Below are 14,794 nucleotides of genomic sequence, written 5' to 3' on the forward strand. Positions count from 1 at the left end.
AGTACTCAGCGTCACCGCGCGGCGTCGCTCTCGGCGCCGAGGTAGGCCGCGCGCACGGCCGGGTCGGCCTGCACCTCGTCGGGCGTGCCGGCGCTGATCACCTGGCCCTGATCGAGCACATAGATGCGATCGCTGATGCCGGTGATGAAGTTGAGATCGTGGTCGATCACCAGCACGCCCGCATCGACCGCGGCAGCCATATGCCGGATGCGTCCGATCATCTCCGCCGACTCGGCATCGCTCATGCCGCTGGTGGGTTCGTCCAGCAGCAGGTAGGCCGGCGCCATGGCGGCTGCTCGGGCCAACTCCAGCCGTCGTGCACTGCCGTAGTCGAGCTCGCGGGCGCGGCGGTCGCGCACATCCCAGAGCCCGGCTTCAGCGATGAGCGCGTCGACCGGGGGGTGGTTCCCCGGACGGTGCTGGGCGGCGACTCGAGCAGCAAGCTCCACGTTCTGGTGCACAGTCAACGCGCCGAAGAGTCGCAGGTTCTGGAATGTGCGCACCAGACCGGCGCGCGCGATGTCGTGGCTAGGCGCACTGGTCAACTCTCGCTCACCCACCTTGAACCAGCCCGCTGACGGCGCGACGATGCCGGTGACCACGTTGACCAGCGTCGTCTTGCCGGCGCCATTGGGGCCGATCAGGCCCACGACCTCGTCGGGCGCAACGGTGAGCCCTGCACCATCCAGAGCGCGGAAGCCGCCGAAATCAACAGCGAGATCGTGCACCTCCAGGGCCGCGCCCTCGCGGTCGACCTCGACGTGCAGCCCCACCGGCGCGATTTCGGCGAGAGGCTCAGGCCGCTCTTCGGGCTTGCGGCGCCGCCACCGGCGCCAGAGCCATGTGTCCAGCTCCCAGTCCCCGAGCAGTCCGTTCGTCCGGAGAATCATGAACCCCAGCATCGCTGCGCCCAAGAAGATCTGGGTCAGCCCCTCACGCAGCAACCAGTCGACCACCGGGGCGTCGAGGCTCGCGCCGAAAAACTCGAAGCCGTCGCTTGCGAACCGTCGAGTCAGCTCTCGGCCTGCCGTGATGATCACGACGCCGCTGAGCGCACCGGTAACGCTGTTCCGGCCGCCCACGATCAGCATGACCAGAGTCAGCAGCGTGTAATCGAAGAAGAAGAACTTAGGTGTGATGTTCCCGATGTCGTACACACGCAGCGACGCCGCAACCGCAACCACCAGCACCGACAGCAGCAAGGCGGCCATCTGGCCGGCAACCGGGTTCACGCCCATTGCCCTCGCGGCCAAGTTGTCCTCTCGGGCCGCTTGGGCGAGACGGCCGATCCGGCTTTGAGCGAACAATCGCGCCACCACGATCACGGCCACCAGCACGACATAGATGACGGTGCGCCCTTCCAATGTGTTGCCGATGCGGAACGAGAGCCCTGCCCGGTCGCCGCCGGTCAGATCGGTCCAGTTCAGTGCGAGCTCGTGCGTGACGAACAGCAGCGCCAGCGTGATGACGGCTGCGGAAACGGAGCCCGATTTCGCGCCCGACCGCGCGAGACCCCAGCCGACGACGACAGCCGCAGCCAGCGTCACCAGCGCTGCCACTGCAGTGGCTTGAACCGGTGTCAGGTGCACCTCATTCAGGCCCCATGGAGCGTTGCGGATAACGGTGCTCTTGCGAGCCGGCTCAATCGCCAAGACGGCAAAGGCGTACCCGGCGACCGCGGCGAAGCCGATATGGCCAAACGAGAAGACTCCCGTGTTGCCGATGTAGATCTGCAGACCAACGACCATGATGGCGTCGATCAACATGGCGGTGACCAGCTTGTCCGCCGTCGCTCCTCCCGCCGCGCTGTACACGGCCCCGCCGACGATGAGCACTGCTGCCAGCAACGCCGCCCCGGTCATCGGGAACGCGACATCTCGGCGCATGTCTGCGAACGATCCGGGGGGCTTCACGGCGCGCCCTACACCCGTTCGGCCCGGCTCACCGTGATGAGCCCGCCCGGCCGGAAGATGAACAGCAGCGCAATGAGCACGAATACGACACCGTCGGTGAGGCCGGCAATGCCGTCGGGCAGCCGTGATCGCAACAGGACCTCTGCGAGGCCCAGCAACAGACCGCCCAGCACAGCGCCGCGCAGGCTGCCAAGCCCGCCGATAAGCGCGGCCAGCACGCCTTTGAGCATGGGTGTGATCCCTGCCGACGGAGTCGTCTGACCAGCCCGCATCAGCCAGAAAATGGCTGCGATGCCCGCGAGAACCCCCGACAAGGCAAATGCTCCGCGGATCACGCGATCCGACTTCACGCCCATCAGGCGCGCTGCGTCGAAGTCCTCGGCTGCGGCGCGCAGCGACAGCCCGAACATCGTGCGCTGCAGCACTGCTGCAGTGGCCGCCAACGTCAACGCCGTGACGGCAATCACAACTACGTCGAACACCTCGATCGTGACGGGACCGACATCGAACGTGTTGGTGATCCAGCGCGGCCGATCGAAGTTCCGTACCGAGGCCGACACGTACATGAAGAACACGGCTTGCACCACGAAATGAACGCCGAACGACGTGAGCAGCATCGTGAAGTCCGCTGCGCCGCGCACCCAGCGAAAGGCGACTTGCTCGATTGCCAGTGCGGTGCCGACGCTCACGAGGACGACGAGGGGCGCTATCCAGTACCAATTCAGCCCTGCGGAGAAGACCCAATAGGCGACATAGCCGCTCACGGTGATCAGCTCCCCGTGAGCGAAATTGAGCAGGTGCATCACACCGAAGATCACTGCGATGCCGAGCGCCAGCAGCGCGTAAATGCTCCCCCGACCCAGCCCGTCGATCACATTCTGTGCCAGCTCGGTCATGGACCGGCGTCCTCGGTGTCGCCGACGACGCTGCCCACGAACGTCTCGAACAGATCGGATCGGCGCGCCAATTCAGCCCCGCTCCCCGACGCCACCATTTCACCGCTGCGCAGCACGTACGCACGGTCGGAGACCTCAAGCATGCGGGCGGCATTCTGCTCGACAACCAGCAGTGTCCTGCCCTGGGCTCGCAGCTGGTCGATCAGCTCGAACACGACGTCCACCAGCACGGGCGCGAGACCAAGCGATGGTTCATCCATCATCAGCAAGCGTGGACGCGACATCAGTGCGCGTGCGATCGCGAGCTGCTGCGCTTCGCCACCGGACAGGTAACCCGCCGGCGTCGTCCACTTCTGGCGCAGCACTTCGAACAGGTCCGCTATCTCGTCGAGCATGACGGACCGTTCCCGCCCCGGCAGCGTGGCGGCGCCCACCCGCAGGTTCTCCACAACCGTCAGATCTGTGAAGAGACGGCGGTGCTCGGGTACGAGCGCTACGCCGAGTCGCAGAAGCCGATCCGGCGCATAACCCGTTATGTCGGTGCCGTCGAGCCGCACGTGCCCCGACGCTGGGTGGAGCAAACCAGCGACGGTATTCAGCAGCGTCGTCTTGCCGGCGCCATTCGGGCCGATCAACCCGACGACCTCACCCCCCGACACCGAGAGGCTGACGCCACGCACGGCAGAAATCGAGCCATAGCGGACCGTCAACCCGTCGATGTCAAGCATCGCCTATGCGGAGCAAGCAGGGCGCCGCACGCGGGCGGAGTCAGCAGGCACGGGACCTCTGTGACGGAAGCCGGGCACGGCGATCCGCTGCCCGATGGCTACTCCCAGTTCGCCACGAGCGTGTCGACTCCGCCGACCACCCTGTGGATGGACACGGGCTTGTCGGGAATGCCGTTCGTTCCGGCATAGCCCATCTCTCCGGTGAACCCTTCAAAGCTCTCGATTGCCGCAACGGCCGCTCCGATCTCGACAGGGTCGTCAGACCCGGAGTCGAGCATGCCTTGGATGCCCAAGAGCATCGAGTCGGCATACAGGCCGGCGAACGTGCCCGATTCGAGCTGTTCGCCATGACGGTCGGCATAGCTCTGCAGCAACAGGTCGATGCGGCCACCTGGCTCGGCGAAGGCGTGGGTTGTGTGCACCATGCCCTCCGACTCTTCGGGTGCAGCGAACAGCAGGCCTGTGGCTTCGAACGCATCTGTGCCGAGGTAGGTGATCTCGGCAAGGCCCTGCGCCTCGAGCTGGCTGCGCAGCGCAGTGACTTGGAATGCGAGCATCGCCGAGTACAGGACCTCGTCGCCCTGCGCAATGCCCGCGAGTTCGTTCACCTGCGCCGAGAAGTCGACGTCTTCGATCGGTACGTAGTTCTGGTCGGAGATGACTTCGCCGCCGCCGGCCTCGAATACCTCGGTGAAGATCTCCGGGTTGTAGCCGAAGTACGGGCCGGGCGAACTGAAGGTGATCGCCCTGGTGTGGCCTTGCTCGAGCGCCCACTCTGCCGCCGCCGAAGCCTGCCGAGTGTCGTCGAAGGTCACCAGGAATGAGTTGGCAGCGACATCGGGAAGGCTCGGCTCGGTCGACGCTGCGAAGAACACGGGGACATTGCCCTCGGTGACCTGCAGCACCGGCTGGCCGAAGTCGGCGAATGGCGGGCCGATCAGGAAATGTGCCCCGAATTCGAGCAGGTCTTGAGTTGCTCGGGCCGTGACTTCAGGGTCTCCCTGGATGTCCTGAACGGAGACATCGACCGGCCGTTCACCGACGCCGCCGATGCAGTTGATCAAGTCCGCGAGGTGAGTGACTGCCTGGCTGCCGGGGATATCGGCGAAACCCGAGACCTCGCCGAAGTCCATGGCCATGCCGACACGGATCGGATCGCCAGAAGGCGCATCGACGCAGTTGTCGAGATCGGCTGCCAACGCCGCGTCGATGTCGACGTGTGTCGCCATCTCCGCCATGGCTTCGGTCGGCGCTGGCGCCTCGGTGGCGGCCGGGGCCTCCGTGGCCGCTGGCTCGGCCTCGGTTGTGTCGTCGTCACCGCATGCTGCGCCGAGCAGTGCGACGACGGCCAGCAAGGCCAGGATGCGTCGTTTCATGGTGGAACCCTCCCATGGTTCGAGTCGATGCTAGCCCTGCTCGCTTGAGGGCTCGTATAGCTTCTGCTGCGTCTGGGGAAGGAACGAACCATGGCCAATGAACGCGTCCGGATGCTGTGGCCTGATCATCTCGGTCTCGCTCGGGGCAAGTACCTGCCCGCGGCTCTGGCGCACGGGGGCACCGGCCACGCTGCTGCCGTGTACAGCTTGGCCTACGACCGCTCGTTCATCGCTGCTCCCGGGTCGGGCGTGCTCGACGGCTTTCCCGACATGCACGCCACCTTCGAGGCGGGCGACCTGCGCCCCGGCTGGGACGACGACCGCACCCAGGTGGCCGTGTGCGACCTGTCCCAAGGGGGCGAGCCGTTCCGTTACTCGGCCAGGTACGCGCTGCGCAAGGCGATCGCCGACTGGGAGGCCCTCGGCTACCGCCCGATGGTGGGCATCGAGTTCGAGGCCTATGTGCTCGAGCACACCGACGAGCACGGCTGGCAGCGCTGGGACACGCCCGAGTCGTATGTGTACGGCACGGGGCGTTTCGTGGACCCCATTGGCCTGATGGACGAGATCACCGACCTCGCTGCAGCGAGCGAGATCATGCTCGAATCGGCGAACGCCGAGTTCGACTCGGGCCAGTTCGAGTTGACGCTCCGCTATGCCGATGCCCTGCGCGCTGCCGACGATGCCTTCCTCTTCAAGGTGCTGGCCCGTGAGTGCGCCATGAACTACGGGCGGAGGCTCACGTTCCTCGGCAAGCCCTATGCGGAACTGGAAGGCAACGGCGTCCATGTGAACGTCTCGCTGGTCGATGCCGACGGCAACAATGCCCTTGCCGACACCGGTGCCAGCGACGGACTGTCGGAGCTGGCCAAGAGCTGCCTGGCCGGTCTGTGCGCCCATCACCAGGGGCTCACGCCCTTGTGCGCCCCCACCGTCAACGCCTATCGGCGCTTGCGGCCGTTCACGTTCAGCGGACGGCGGGCCAACTGGGGCTACGACCACCGTGTGGTCGGCACTCGCGTGCCGCCCGAGCGTGGTGCGCGCACACGCATCGAGTCACGCCTGGCCGACGGCACCTGCAACGTCCACACAGCCATCGCTGCGGTGCTGCAGGCGGCGCGCCTGGGCGTGGTTGAGGATCTGCCCTGCCCCGATCCGGAGACCAACGACGGCATGGAAGCGTGGAATACCGAGGTCACCTCAGCGCTCAACTTGACCGACGCCTTGGACCATCTGCGTGCCGACACCGCACTGGCCGAAGCCGTGAGCAGCGACCTCGTCGACAACTTCCTCGCAATCAAGGATGCCGAGTGGGAACGCTATGTCGCCGCCGTCGGCGAACCCTCCGACGACATCAGCGAGTGGGAGATCAACGAATACCTCCGCTACCACTGAGCAAGCTGACACCCAGCAGGTGTCTGGGGCTCGGGTGTCGTATGGACACCTGAATCGCCGTCTGGGCTTCCCCCCAACGAAACCACAGCGCTCCATGTGCCCGCGTGCCTCGTCTGTGGCAGAAGCAGCGACTCGTGCTCGTCGCACATGGTGTCAGGGTAGCTCTCGGCGCTCATCCGCTCGGCGGGCAAGTTGAACCACGCGTGATAGTTGGCCCACTGCTCGGGCGTCGCCTGCGAGGGGCCGCCCGGCAGCGAGTACGGGTTCGTCGGGGCGGATTCGAAATCGCACACGCTGTCGTCGTCCTCGTCGCCCGTCAGGCAGTCGTCCGTGTCCCCGTTGGCGGCCTCGTTCCATGTGCAATACCGCGCCGCGCCTGCCAGCAGGCGCACCGGCACAACACAACCGGCCAAGCAGCCACCAACCCCACAACCACGCGCAGAACCCCTCAGAGCCGACCCTGAGGGATCCTGCGAACAGTGAGGAGCCTGCCCCTGTAGCGGGCGCTACAGCGCACCTAAGCGCACACAGCGCCCGCTACAGGTGCTCGCTGACGCGTCAACCCGACGAAACCGCCTCAGCCTTGCGGCCGCGTGTTCTGGCCCGCTTGACGCGCTCATACGCAAAACCGATGCCACCAGTAGAAGCGGTCAGGACAAGCACGAGGCCAAACACCTGCCCGGCCGATAAAGACAGCCGGTAAGCCGCCAAGATCGGCAGCAGGGCAAGGGCCAACCCGATCCACTTCGGCCACGCCTGCCGCCAATACGACGGCAGTGTCTCGTTCTCAGCGCTGATGGTGTCAGGGCAGCTCGGGGTAATCATTGTCGTTTCTTGCCGCAGTAGTAGCTGGCACCGCTGTCGCAGAAGTACTTGTAGATGATCCGATCGTACTCATCGCCGGTGAGCTCCCCGGCCTCGGCTGCTAGCTCGATGACCACCCGCCCGCCGGCGTCGAGCTCGACGGTCGGCCAGCGCTGGGCTGTGGCGGCTGTGAGCGCGGCGGCGGCGCTGGACGCGTGCACCACAGCGACTTGCGCCAGTGACGCGAGCAGCAGCGCACGACACGCGCGCCGCAGTCGAGCAGCCGGTCCACGCAGCCGCCCGCGGCTAGACCGGCCGCCGCCTCCCAGCAACAGCCTCCGCCTCGGCCGCCTCACACAGGCCGCCGGATGCCTCGCGGCGCTGTCGCCGCGAGGCACGCGAATACAACGTGATTGTCAACCACAGCGGGCCAATCCATACAGCCCATGCCGCGAAGCGAGCGCCTGGGCCAATCAAAAGACTCGACGCTGCTGCGGAGCCGACGAGACACGCGCAGCACCAGGCCGTCCACTTCCAATTCCAAAGCGGTTGGGCGGAATTCAGCGACGTTTCCACAGGCTCAGGTTAGCGCTCGGCGCTCATCGTCGTTTTCCGCCTCACTTGTTGCAGTAGTCGCTGTCACCGCTGTCGCAGAAGAACTTGTAGACGATCCGTTCGTACTCCTCGTCGGTGATTTCCTCGTCCCAGTACTTCTGATTCGCCATACCCAATTCGTCGCTCGTGGTCTCGCCGTCGCCGTTGTAGTCGCCGTCGGGGGCGTTCGGGTTCGGCGTCGGCTGCTGGCTGGAGCCGCCCGATCCGGAGCCGCCGCCGTCATCGGGCGGGAGGTCCGGGATCGTTAGGTCAATGCCGAGCGCAGCGCCGCAAGCCGCCGCCAGCGCCCCGCCTTTCAGCGCTTTGCCCTTCGTGGCGGGGATAATGGCGTAGCAGGCTGCTGCGGTGGCGGCGTCCCGCAACGGCTCAGGCACCGCAGTCCAGGCTTTCTGATACTCCGCCCATGCCTTATCGCGTTCCTCGTCATTGAGCTTGGCCACTCCCTCCGTGGCCTCTGTCCAGTCATCGAAAATCTGCTGCATCTCACGGGTTATGTTGACGCCTGCGACTCGTGCTTTGCCCAGCAATTCCTGCGTCGTAATCCCGCATCCCGACGGGGCAGGGCTGATGTTGTAGGTGCCGTCGGGATTCGCTGTGTTGAGCGCGTTCTGCATGCTGCTCGCCCACGTCGCGCAAGGGTCAGTGGTCGTGGTCGTGGAGCTACCGCCTCCTGAGCCGCTGCCCGAACCCGAGCCCGAACCCGAGCCCGAGCCGCCGGTGCCGGAGCCGCTGCCCGATCCGGTGCCGGAGCCGCTGCCGTCATCTTCACCCTCCGTCGTCGCCTGAGCTGCCCCCGCCATCGTCGCCGGAGCCACCCGAGCCGGAGCCTGAGCCGCTGCCGTCGCCGCCGGAGTCGTCGTCGCCGCCGGAGTCATCGCCGCCGCCGCTGTCGTCGTCTTTGTCGGCGTTGGGGTCGTGGTTCTCGTTGGTGGACGGGGCCGGGTAGCAGTTCGGGTAGGTGCCGAGCATCCCCTCGCCGCATGTCAGATTTCGCTGTACGGGCGTGTGGTAGTGGTTGTAGCTCGTCTCGTTCCAGCACTGATTGCCCGCGAACGGGTCATAGGCGCAGCGGCGCACGGTGACGCCGTGAGCGCCGGCGGGCGCTGCCGCGATGACAGTGAGCGTGGACGCGGCGACAAGCAGCGCCGCCAGCGCCGCGAGGGTTCGTTTGGTCATGGGCGGGTTCCTTCCGGGTCGGTTGGCGTGTGGGTGATCCGCGCACACGCCGGCCCCGAAAGGGGGACCCATGCAACTGATGCCGCCCGAAGGACCGGCCTGCGCGCGAATCGTTCACTTCAGGCACAGTCCCGACATGAATGAACTCACATATGAACCCGGCGAATTCAAGGCGATCTCATATGCACGGGTGTCCACGGACTCTCAGGCCGCGTCGGGCCTCGGCATCGACGCCCAGCACCGCGCCGTGGACCGAGCCGCAGCAGCTCAGGGCTGGCAGATCGTGGACCGGATCACCGACGACGCCGTGTCAGGCAAGACTCCCACCGAGCACAGGCCGCTGCTGCAAGCGGCCCTCGCGCAGCTCAAAGACGGCCGCGCTCAGGTGCTCGCCGTAGCGCGCTCGGACCGCCTCGCGCGCTCCACGATCGAGCTGCTGCGCCTCTACGAACGCTCCCAGGCCGAGGGCTGGACCCTCGCCGTGCTCGACTTCCCCGCGGGCCTCAGCGGCCCCGAGGGCCGCATGTGCATAGGGTTCCGCGCCCTCGTCGCCGAATTCGAGTCCGACATGGCACGCATCCGCACCAACGAAGCGCTCGAGATCGCCCGACTACGCGGCACCCGATTCGGACGGCCCAGCCGCCACAGCGAACCCACCAAGCAGCTCGCATCCCGCCTGCGCTCAGCGGGGCACAGCCTCGCCCAGATCGCAGCCGCGCTCACCGACGCCGGCATCGCCACCCCCACCGGCGGCACCGCCTGGAGCCGCTCATCGGCAAGATCCCTGCTGCGCACCATCGACCACGACACCGCCGCCCGAGCCAACGCCCAAGCACACCAACAGGCCCTCACGCGCCCAGACAACGACGGCGACCCGCCCAGCCAGCACGGCGCGTAGACACCATCGCGACACGGCTTGACACGACACTTCAGCCTGTGCATAATACGAACGTTTAGGGCACACCCCCAAACAGCCTCTGACCAGCGGCTTTTAGACAATCGCAAAGCGTCTTGGGAGTGTTGTGGGCGGATTCAGCGCCCGCTACGGCACTGCTGCGCCAGATTCGCCGAAGCGGGACTCATCAGGTGAACTCGATGTAGCGGTCTCGCTCCCAGTCGGTCACTTCGTCGCCGATTGGGTCGCAGCCGGCTTCGGTGAACTTGTCGAGCTCGGCCTTGGCCATCAGCACGAAGTTGGTCGAGAACTCCTCCCCCAGTGCTGCGGCCAGCGGACTGCCCTCGAAGGCCGCAATGCCGTCGGCTGCGTTGGCGGGCAGCGGCGTGGCATCGCCGGGGTCGTCGTACTGGTCGCCCACGCTCATCGGGCCCGGGTCGGCGCGGCGCTCGAGACCGTCGGCGCCCGCTGCCAGCAGGCCGGCGATCATCAGATACGGGTTGGCCTCGGCGCCCGGCGCCCGGTACTCCACCCGGTTCGCATTGCCCGCACCGACCGTGCAGCGGCACATCACCGAGCGATTGTCGAGCCCCCAGTGCACATGGGTGGGGGCGAACGTGTAGGGGCGCACCCGCTTGTAGCCGTTGGGCACGGGGCTGCCGAGCAGCGACAGCGCCGCAGCGTTGTCGAGCTGGCCGGCGAGCCAGTGCGACATCACGTCGTTGGGGCGGTTCTCGGAGCTGGCGAACGCGTTGGAGCTCGCTGCCTCGTGCGGCTGTTCGCCGCCGCCGGGTGCGCGGTGGCTCACGTCTACGAGGCTCGTGTGCACATGCATGCCGCTGCCCGACGGCTCGGTCCACGGCTTGGGCATGAACGTGGCCTTCAGCCCAGTCTCCTCGGCGATCTCCTTCACGATGCTCTTGTAGAGCGCCGTGTTGTCGGCCGTGGTCATGGCATCGGAGTACTGCACGTTGATCTCGATCTGGCCGGGCCCGTACTCAGGGTTCGACGATTCGACCGGGATGCCGGCATCGATCATCGCCAGACGCATGGCCAGCAGCACCGATTCGAGGTCTGACCGGTCGGTGAGCGACGAGTACTGGATGTGGCTCTGGGTGTGCGACCAGTCGGTCTCGCACAGGTAGAACTCCATCTCGGTGGCCACGAGCGGGCTGTAGCCGAGCGCCCGGCAGCGCGCGATCTGGCGGGCCAGCACCGTGCGGGGTGCGATGGGGTGAAGGCGGTGCGGCGGCTCGAGACTGTCGGCGAACACCAGTGCATAGCCGGGACGGTGACCGAAGATCCGCAGCGTGCCCAGATCGGGCACCAGGTGCGTGTCGAGAAAGCCCTTGCCCATGTTGATGTAGGGGCTGTCGACCAGGTCGTTGTGCAGGTCGAAGATGTAGATGGCGTCGGCCAGGTGACAGCCGCCCTCAGCGACCGAGCGCAGGAAGTGGTCGACGGGAAAGCGCTTGCCGCGCAGGTGCCCGTAGGTGTCGACGATGGCCACCTCGACGGTGTGCACATCGGCCATTCGCAGAGTGCTCTGGATGTCGGCAAGTTCGGTCATGAGTTCGATCCTCTGTCGTGTTCGCACGCGATGGACGCGTCTGGTCGGCTCGCGGGCGGGCACAGCTTTACCATTCGGCTGTGCCCCCCGTAACCGCATTGGCCGCATCGGACATGGAGCCGACATCGTGACCGGTGCATCGACGCCAAGCGAGCGGTCCTCTGACATCGACATCGTGGACGCCGGCCGCTACGGGAACGGCATTCCCTGGGACGACTTCCGCACCCTTCGCTCACGGCCGGGGCTGCACTGGAACCGCTATGAGAACCACGGCTTCTGGGCCGTGACGCGACACGCCGACGTGTGCGAGGTGTCGCGCCATCCCGAGCGCTTCTCGTCGGCCATCGGGCACGTCAACCTGTGGGACCTCGAAGCCGATGCGCTGGAAGCCCGCCGTTCGATCCTCGAACACGACCCGCCGGCGCACACCCGGCTGCGACGAGTGGTCAGCAAAGCGTTCACGCCCCGCCAGATGCGCCGGTACACCGAGCGCACCCGTGCCATCGCCGACGAGTTGCTCGACGTGGTGGTCGAGCGGGGCGGCGGCGACTGGGTGGAGCTGGTGGCAGCGCCGCTGCCGATCCGGGTGATCATCGCGATCCTGGGCGTGCCTCCCGAAGATGCCGATTACATGGTGGAGCTGTCGAATCACCTGGTCGAAGGCACCACCGAGACGCAGTCGCTTCCGCCCGACGCCTACGGCAACACGACACCATTGCGCCTGCTCCCCTTCGGCAGCCCGGCAGCTTGGGGGCTGTACGAGTACGGGGCCAAGCTCGGCGACGAGCGGCTGGCCCATCCCACCGACGACGTCGTGAGCCACCTGGTGCACGCCGAGGTCGGCGGCGACCGCCTGACGGCCACCGAGTTCCGGAACTTCTTCCAGGTGCTGGTGTTCGGCGGCAACGAGACGACGCGCACCGCGATCACCCACGGGACGATGGCGTTCGCCGAGCACCCCGAGCAGTGGGAACGGCTCGCGGCAGACCGAGAACTGCTGCCGAGCGCCGTCGAGGAGGTCATCCGCTGGGCTTCGCCGATCCTGCACATGCGCCGAACCGCAGCGGTCGACACCGAGCTGGCAGGCACCCAGATCTCAGCGGGCGACAAGGTGGTGATGTGGTACCCGTCGGCCAACCGGGACGAGGCGGTGTTCGAGCGGCCCGACGAGTTCGACATCGGCCGGGCCGACAACGCCCAGATCGCATTCGGCGGCGGCGGGCCGCACTTCTGCCTCGGCGCCTACCTGGCCCGCATGGAACTGACCGTGCTGCTCGAAGCCATGCTGGACCGCGGCATCCGACCGGCGAGCGTCGCCGACCTCGTGCGCATCCCGTCGAACTTCGTTCACGGCGTCGCCTCGGTGGAGGTGGCAGTCGACGTTGCTGTGGCCGAGTCGTCGGCTGCTGTGCGAGCCTGAGACAGTGAGCACCTGGGCCGAGCCCTACCTCGACGACTTCGGGCCCGACGACGCCAACATCTCCGACCACGACGTGTGGACGCACGGTGTGCCTCATGCCACGTTCGCTCGCATGCGGCGCGAGGACCCCGTGGCCTGGGTCGACGAGGTGGACGGGCGCGGCTACTGGGCCGTCACCAAATACGACGATGCGTTCCGCATCAGCCGTGACACCCAGACCTTCACCTCCGCACAGGGCATCCGGCTCGAGGACATGGCGTCCGACGAGCTCGAAGCGCGCAAGACGATGATGGAGATGGACCCGCCCGAGCACACCCGCTACCGGCGCCTGGTGAGCCGCGGGTTCACGCCTCGGGTCGTGAACACCTATGAGGCCGCCATCCGTGGGTTGGCGTGCGAGGTGCTCGACCGCGCCCTGACCGAGGAGCGCTTCGACTTCGTCACCGAAGTTGCCACCGAGCTGCCCATGCGGATGCTGGGCCGCATGCTGGGCACCAGCGACGCCGACGGCCACCAGCTCGTGGAGTGGGGCGACGCGCTGCTCGGCAACACCGACCCCGACTTCACCGACTACCCCGTCGGCTTGGTGGACACCGACGAATTCCGCTTCATGCCGTTCCGCAGCCCGGCCACCGTGGAGATCTTCGAGTACGCGGCGGCCCAGGCGGCGCAGCGGCGCGAATGCTCGACCAGCGATGTGATCAGCCAGCTCCTGGCGCCTACCACCGACGGCACACCGCTGACCGATCTGGAGTTCAAGAACTTCTTCACGCTGCTCATTGCGGCGGGCAACGACACCACCCGCTACACGATGACCCACGGGCTGTGGGTGCTGATGGCCCACCCGCACCTGTTCGACACTTGGCGCGCAGCGGTGCTGGCGGGCGACGACGACCTGACTGCGAGCGCCGTGGAGGAGGTGCTGCGGGCCAGCTCGGTGACGACGCATTTCCGCCGCACTGCCACCTGCGACACCGAGATCCGGGGCACCAAGGTGCGGGCCGGCGACAAGGTGGTGCTGTATTACGTCAGCGCCGATCACGACGATGACCGCTTCGCTCACCCGTTCCGGTTCGACCTGGCGCGCCCGAACAACGAGCACATGGCGTTCGGCCGCAACGGACCGCACCTGTGCCTGGGGGCGTGGCTGGCCCGCATGGAGATCAAGGTGGTGTTCGAAGAGCTCTTGCGTCGGGTGGTCCGCATCGCCCAGGACGGCCCGGTGGAGCGGCTGCGGTCCAACTTCATCTCCGGCATCAAGCACCTGCCCGTACACGTGGTCGAGCTGGCTGCATGAGGGCGCTCGTCGTCACACACGAGGAGACGTCGCGGCCAGGTTTCGTCGGTGATCGCCTGGTGGAGCGCGGCGTGGAGCTGCACGTCCACGTGATGGTGCCCGACACCTCGCAGCCCGCCGATTTCCAGCCGCTTCCCGAAGATGACTTCGACGTGCTCGTAGTGACGGGTTCGTACTTCTCGGTGTATGAGGATGCGATCAAACCGTGGATCGGCGCCGAGCTGGACTTGATCCGCAGTTCCCATGACCGCGGCACGCCGGTGCTGGGCATCTGCTTCGGCGGTCAGGCGCTGGCCGCGGCACTGGGCGGATCGGTGGACCGCTCCCCCGACACCGAGATCGGCTGGTACCGGATCTCACCTGCCGACGGCGTGGACTTGCCCATATCGGCTGGGCCGTGGATGGAATGGCATCACGACCGTTTCCACCTGCCCGACGGGGCCGAGCTGCTCGCCAGCACCGAGATCTGCCCGCAGTTGTTCCGGATGGGCCGCAGCGTGGGCACGCAGTTCCACCCTGAGATCAGCGTGGAACTCGCCAGCGAATGGCTGCGCGAAGCCAGCGACGACTACCTGGCATCGGTAGGAATCGTCCGCGAGGTGATCCTTTCCGAAATCGCGCGCAACGAGGCGGCTAACCGACGCAATTGCTTCGATTTGGTGGATTGGTTCCTCGACGACGTGGCGAAGTCGTAAGCCCGCCGTCGCCG

The 14,794-nt window shown here is 66.7% G+C and carries 15 protein-coding genes; 5 read left to right on the forward strand and 10 right to left on the reverse strand.

The genetic code is table 11. From position 1 onward, the window contains the following. Nucleotides 1-11: 11 nt before the first annotated feature. The 4 genes from ACOQPE_RS15085 to ACOQPE_RS15100 all read right to left on the reverse strand — a co-directional run bounded on the left by ACOQPE_RS15085 (nt 12) and on the right by ACOQPE_RS15100 (nt 4,913). Nucleotides 12-1,913 carry a branched-chain amino acid ABC transporter ATP-binding protein/permease gene (locus ACOQPE_RS15085; RefSeq protein ID WP_420609700.1) on the reverse strand — a complete coding sequence of 634 codons (1,902 nt, stop codon included), beginning with the start codon at nt 1,911-1,913 and terminating at the stop codon, nt 12-14. Nucleotides 1,914-1,921: 8 nt separating this feature from the next. Continuing rightward, nucleotides 1,922-2,809, reverse strand: a complete 888-nt coding sequence (locus ACOQPE_RS15090; RefSeq protein WP_420609701.1) for a branched-chain amino acid ABC transporter permease — start codon at nt 2,807-2,809, stop codon at nt 1,922-1,924. Further along, complete coding sequence (locus ACOQPE_RS15095) at nt 2,806-3,537, reverse strand: ABC transporter ATP-binding protein (RefSeq protein ID WP_420609702.1); 732 nt, start codon at nt 3,535-3,537, stop codon at nt 2,806-2,808. The genes ACOQPE_RS15090 and ACOQPE_RS15095 overlap by 4 nt, the downstream gene beginning before the upstream one ends. 98 nt (nt 3,538-3,635) lie before the next feature. Further along, nucleotides 3,636-4,913: an ABC transporter substrate-binding protein gene (locus tag ACOQPE_RS15100; protein ID WP_420609703.1), complete on the reverse strand. Its 1,278-nt coding sequence runs from the start codon at nt 4,911-4,913 to the stop codon at nt 3,636-3,638. 90 nt (nt 4,914-5,003) lie between these two features. On the opposite strand from ACOQPE_RS15100, the gene ACOQPE_RS15105 reads away from it, so the two are divergent. Further along, entirely contained in the window at nt 5,004-6,308 is a 1,305-nt protein-coding gene (locus ACOQPE_RS15105; RefSeq protein WP_420609704.1) for a glutamine synthetase, read from the forward strand. Here ACOQPE_RS15105 and ACOQPE_RS15110 read toward each other — a convergent pair. From ACOQPE_RS15110 to ACOQPE_RS15130, 5 genes are all read right to left on the reverse strand, one after another. Continuing rightward, a complete protein-coding gene (locus tag ACOQPE_RS15110; protein ID WP_420609705.1) occupies nt 6,299-6,700 on the reverse strand; it encodes a hypothetical protein in 402 nt (133 codons plus the stop codon). The genes ACOQPE_RS15105 and ACOQPE_RS15110 overlap by 10 nt on opposite strands. A gap of 166 nt (nt 6,701-6,866) precedes the next feature. Next, a complete protein-coding gene (locus ACOQPE_RS15115) occupies nt 6,867-7,133 on the reverse strand; it encodes a hypothetical protein (protein ID WP_420609706.1) in 267 nt (88 codons plus the stop codon). Continuing rightward, nucleotides 7,130-7,333: a hypothetical protein gene (locus ACOQPE_RS15120; RefSeq protein WP_420609707.1), complete on the reverse strand. Its 204-nt coding sequence runs from the start codon at nt 7,331-7,333 to the stop codon at nt 7,130-7,132. Before ACOQPE_RS15120 ends, ACOQPE_RS15115 begins: the two co-directional genes overlap by 4 nt. 396 nt (nt 7,334-7,729) lie before the next feature. Further along, nucleotides 7,730-8,542 carry a hypothetical protein gene (locus ACOQPE_RS15125; protein WP_420609708.1) on the reverse strand — a complete coding sequence of 271 codons (813 nt, stop codon included), beginning with the start codon at nt 8,540-8,542 and terminating at the stop codon, nt 7,730-7,732. Then, nucleotides 8,493-8,903 (reverse strand): hypothetical protein, encoded by a 411-nt coding sequence (locus ACOQPE_RS15130; protein ID WP_420608529.1) that lies wholly within the window; start codon nt 8,901-8,903, stop codon nt 8,493-8,495. Before ACOQPE_RS15130 ends, ACOQPE_RS15125 begins: the two co-directional genes overlap by 50 nt. A 136-nt stretch (nt 8,904-9,039) precedes the next feature. Here ACOQPE_RS15130 and ACOQPE_RS15135 point away from each other — a divergent pair, with 136 nt between their 5' ends. Further along, a complete protein-coding gene (locus ACOQPE_RS15135) occupies nt 9,040-9,801 on the forward strand; it encodes a recombinase family protein (RefSeq protein WP_420609709.1) in 762 nt (253 codons plus the stop codon). Between the two features lie 184 nt (nt 9,802-9,985). Here ACOQPE_RS15135 and ACOQPE_RS15140 read toward each other — a convergent pair whose 3' ends face one another. After that, complete coding sequence (locus tag ACOQPE_RS15140) at nt 9,986-11,368, reverse strand: glutamine synthetase family protein (protein WP_420609710.1); 1,383 nt, start codon at nt 11,366-11,368, stop codon at nt 9,986-9,988. Nucleotides 11,369-11,495: 127 nt separating this feature from the next. Between ACOQPE_RS15140 and ACOQPE_RS15145 the strand changes: the two genes are divergently transcribed. Genes ACOQPE_RS15145 through ACOQPE_RS15155 form a run of 3 tightly spaced genes read left to right on the forward strand, consistent with a single transcriptional unit; the run spans nt 11,496 to nt 14,780 of the window. Beyond that, a complete protein-coding gene (locus ACOQPE_RS15145) occupies nt 11,496-12,788 on the forward strand; it encodes a cytochrome P450 (RefSeq protein ID WP_420609711.1) in 1,293 nt (430 codons plus the stop codon). 4 nt (nt 12,789-12,792) lie between these two features. Beyond that, nucleotides 12,793-14,085 carry a cytochrome P450 gene (locus ACOQPE_RS15150; protein WP_420609712.1) on the forward strand — a complete coding sequence of 431 codons (1,293 nt, stop codon included), beginning with the start codon at nt 12,793-12,795 and terminating at the stop codon, nt 14,083-14,085. After that, entirely contained in the window at nt 14,082-14,780 is a 699-nt protein-coding gene (locus tag ACOQPE_RS15155; RefSeq protein WP_420609713.1) for a type 1 glutamine amidotransferase, read from the forward strand. The genes ACOQPE_RS15150 and ACOQPE_RS15155 overlap by 4 nt, the downstream gene beginning before the upstream one ends. Nucleotides 14,781-14,794 lie beyond the last annotated feature (14 nt).

The organism is Candidatus Poriferisodalis sp. (genome assembly GCF_965219595.1).
Taxonomy (GTDB): Bacteria; Actinomycetota; Acidimicrobiia; order Acidimicrobiales; family Poriferisodalaceae; genus Poriferisodalis.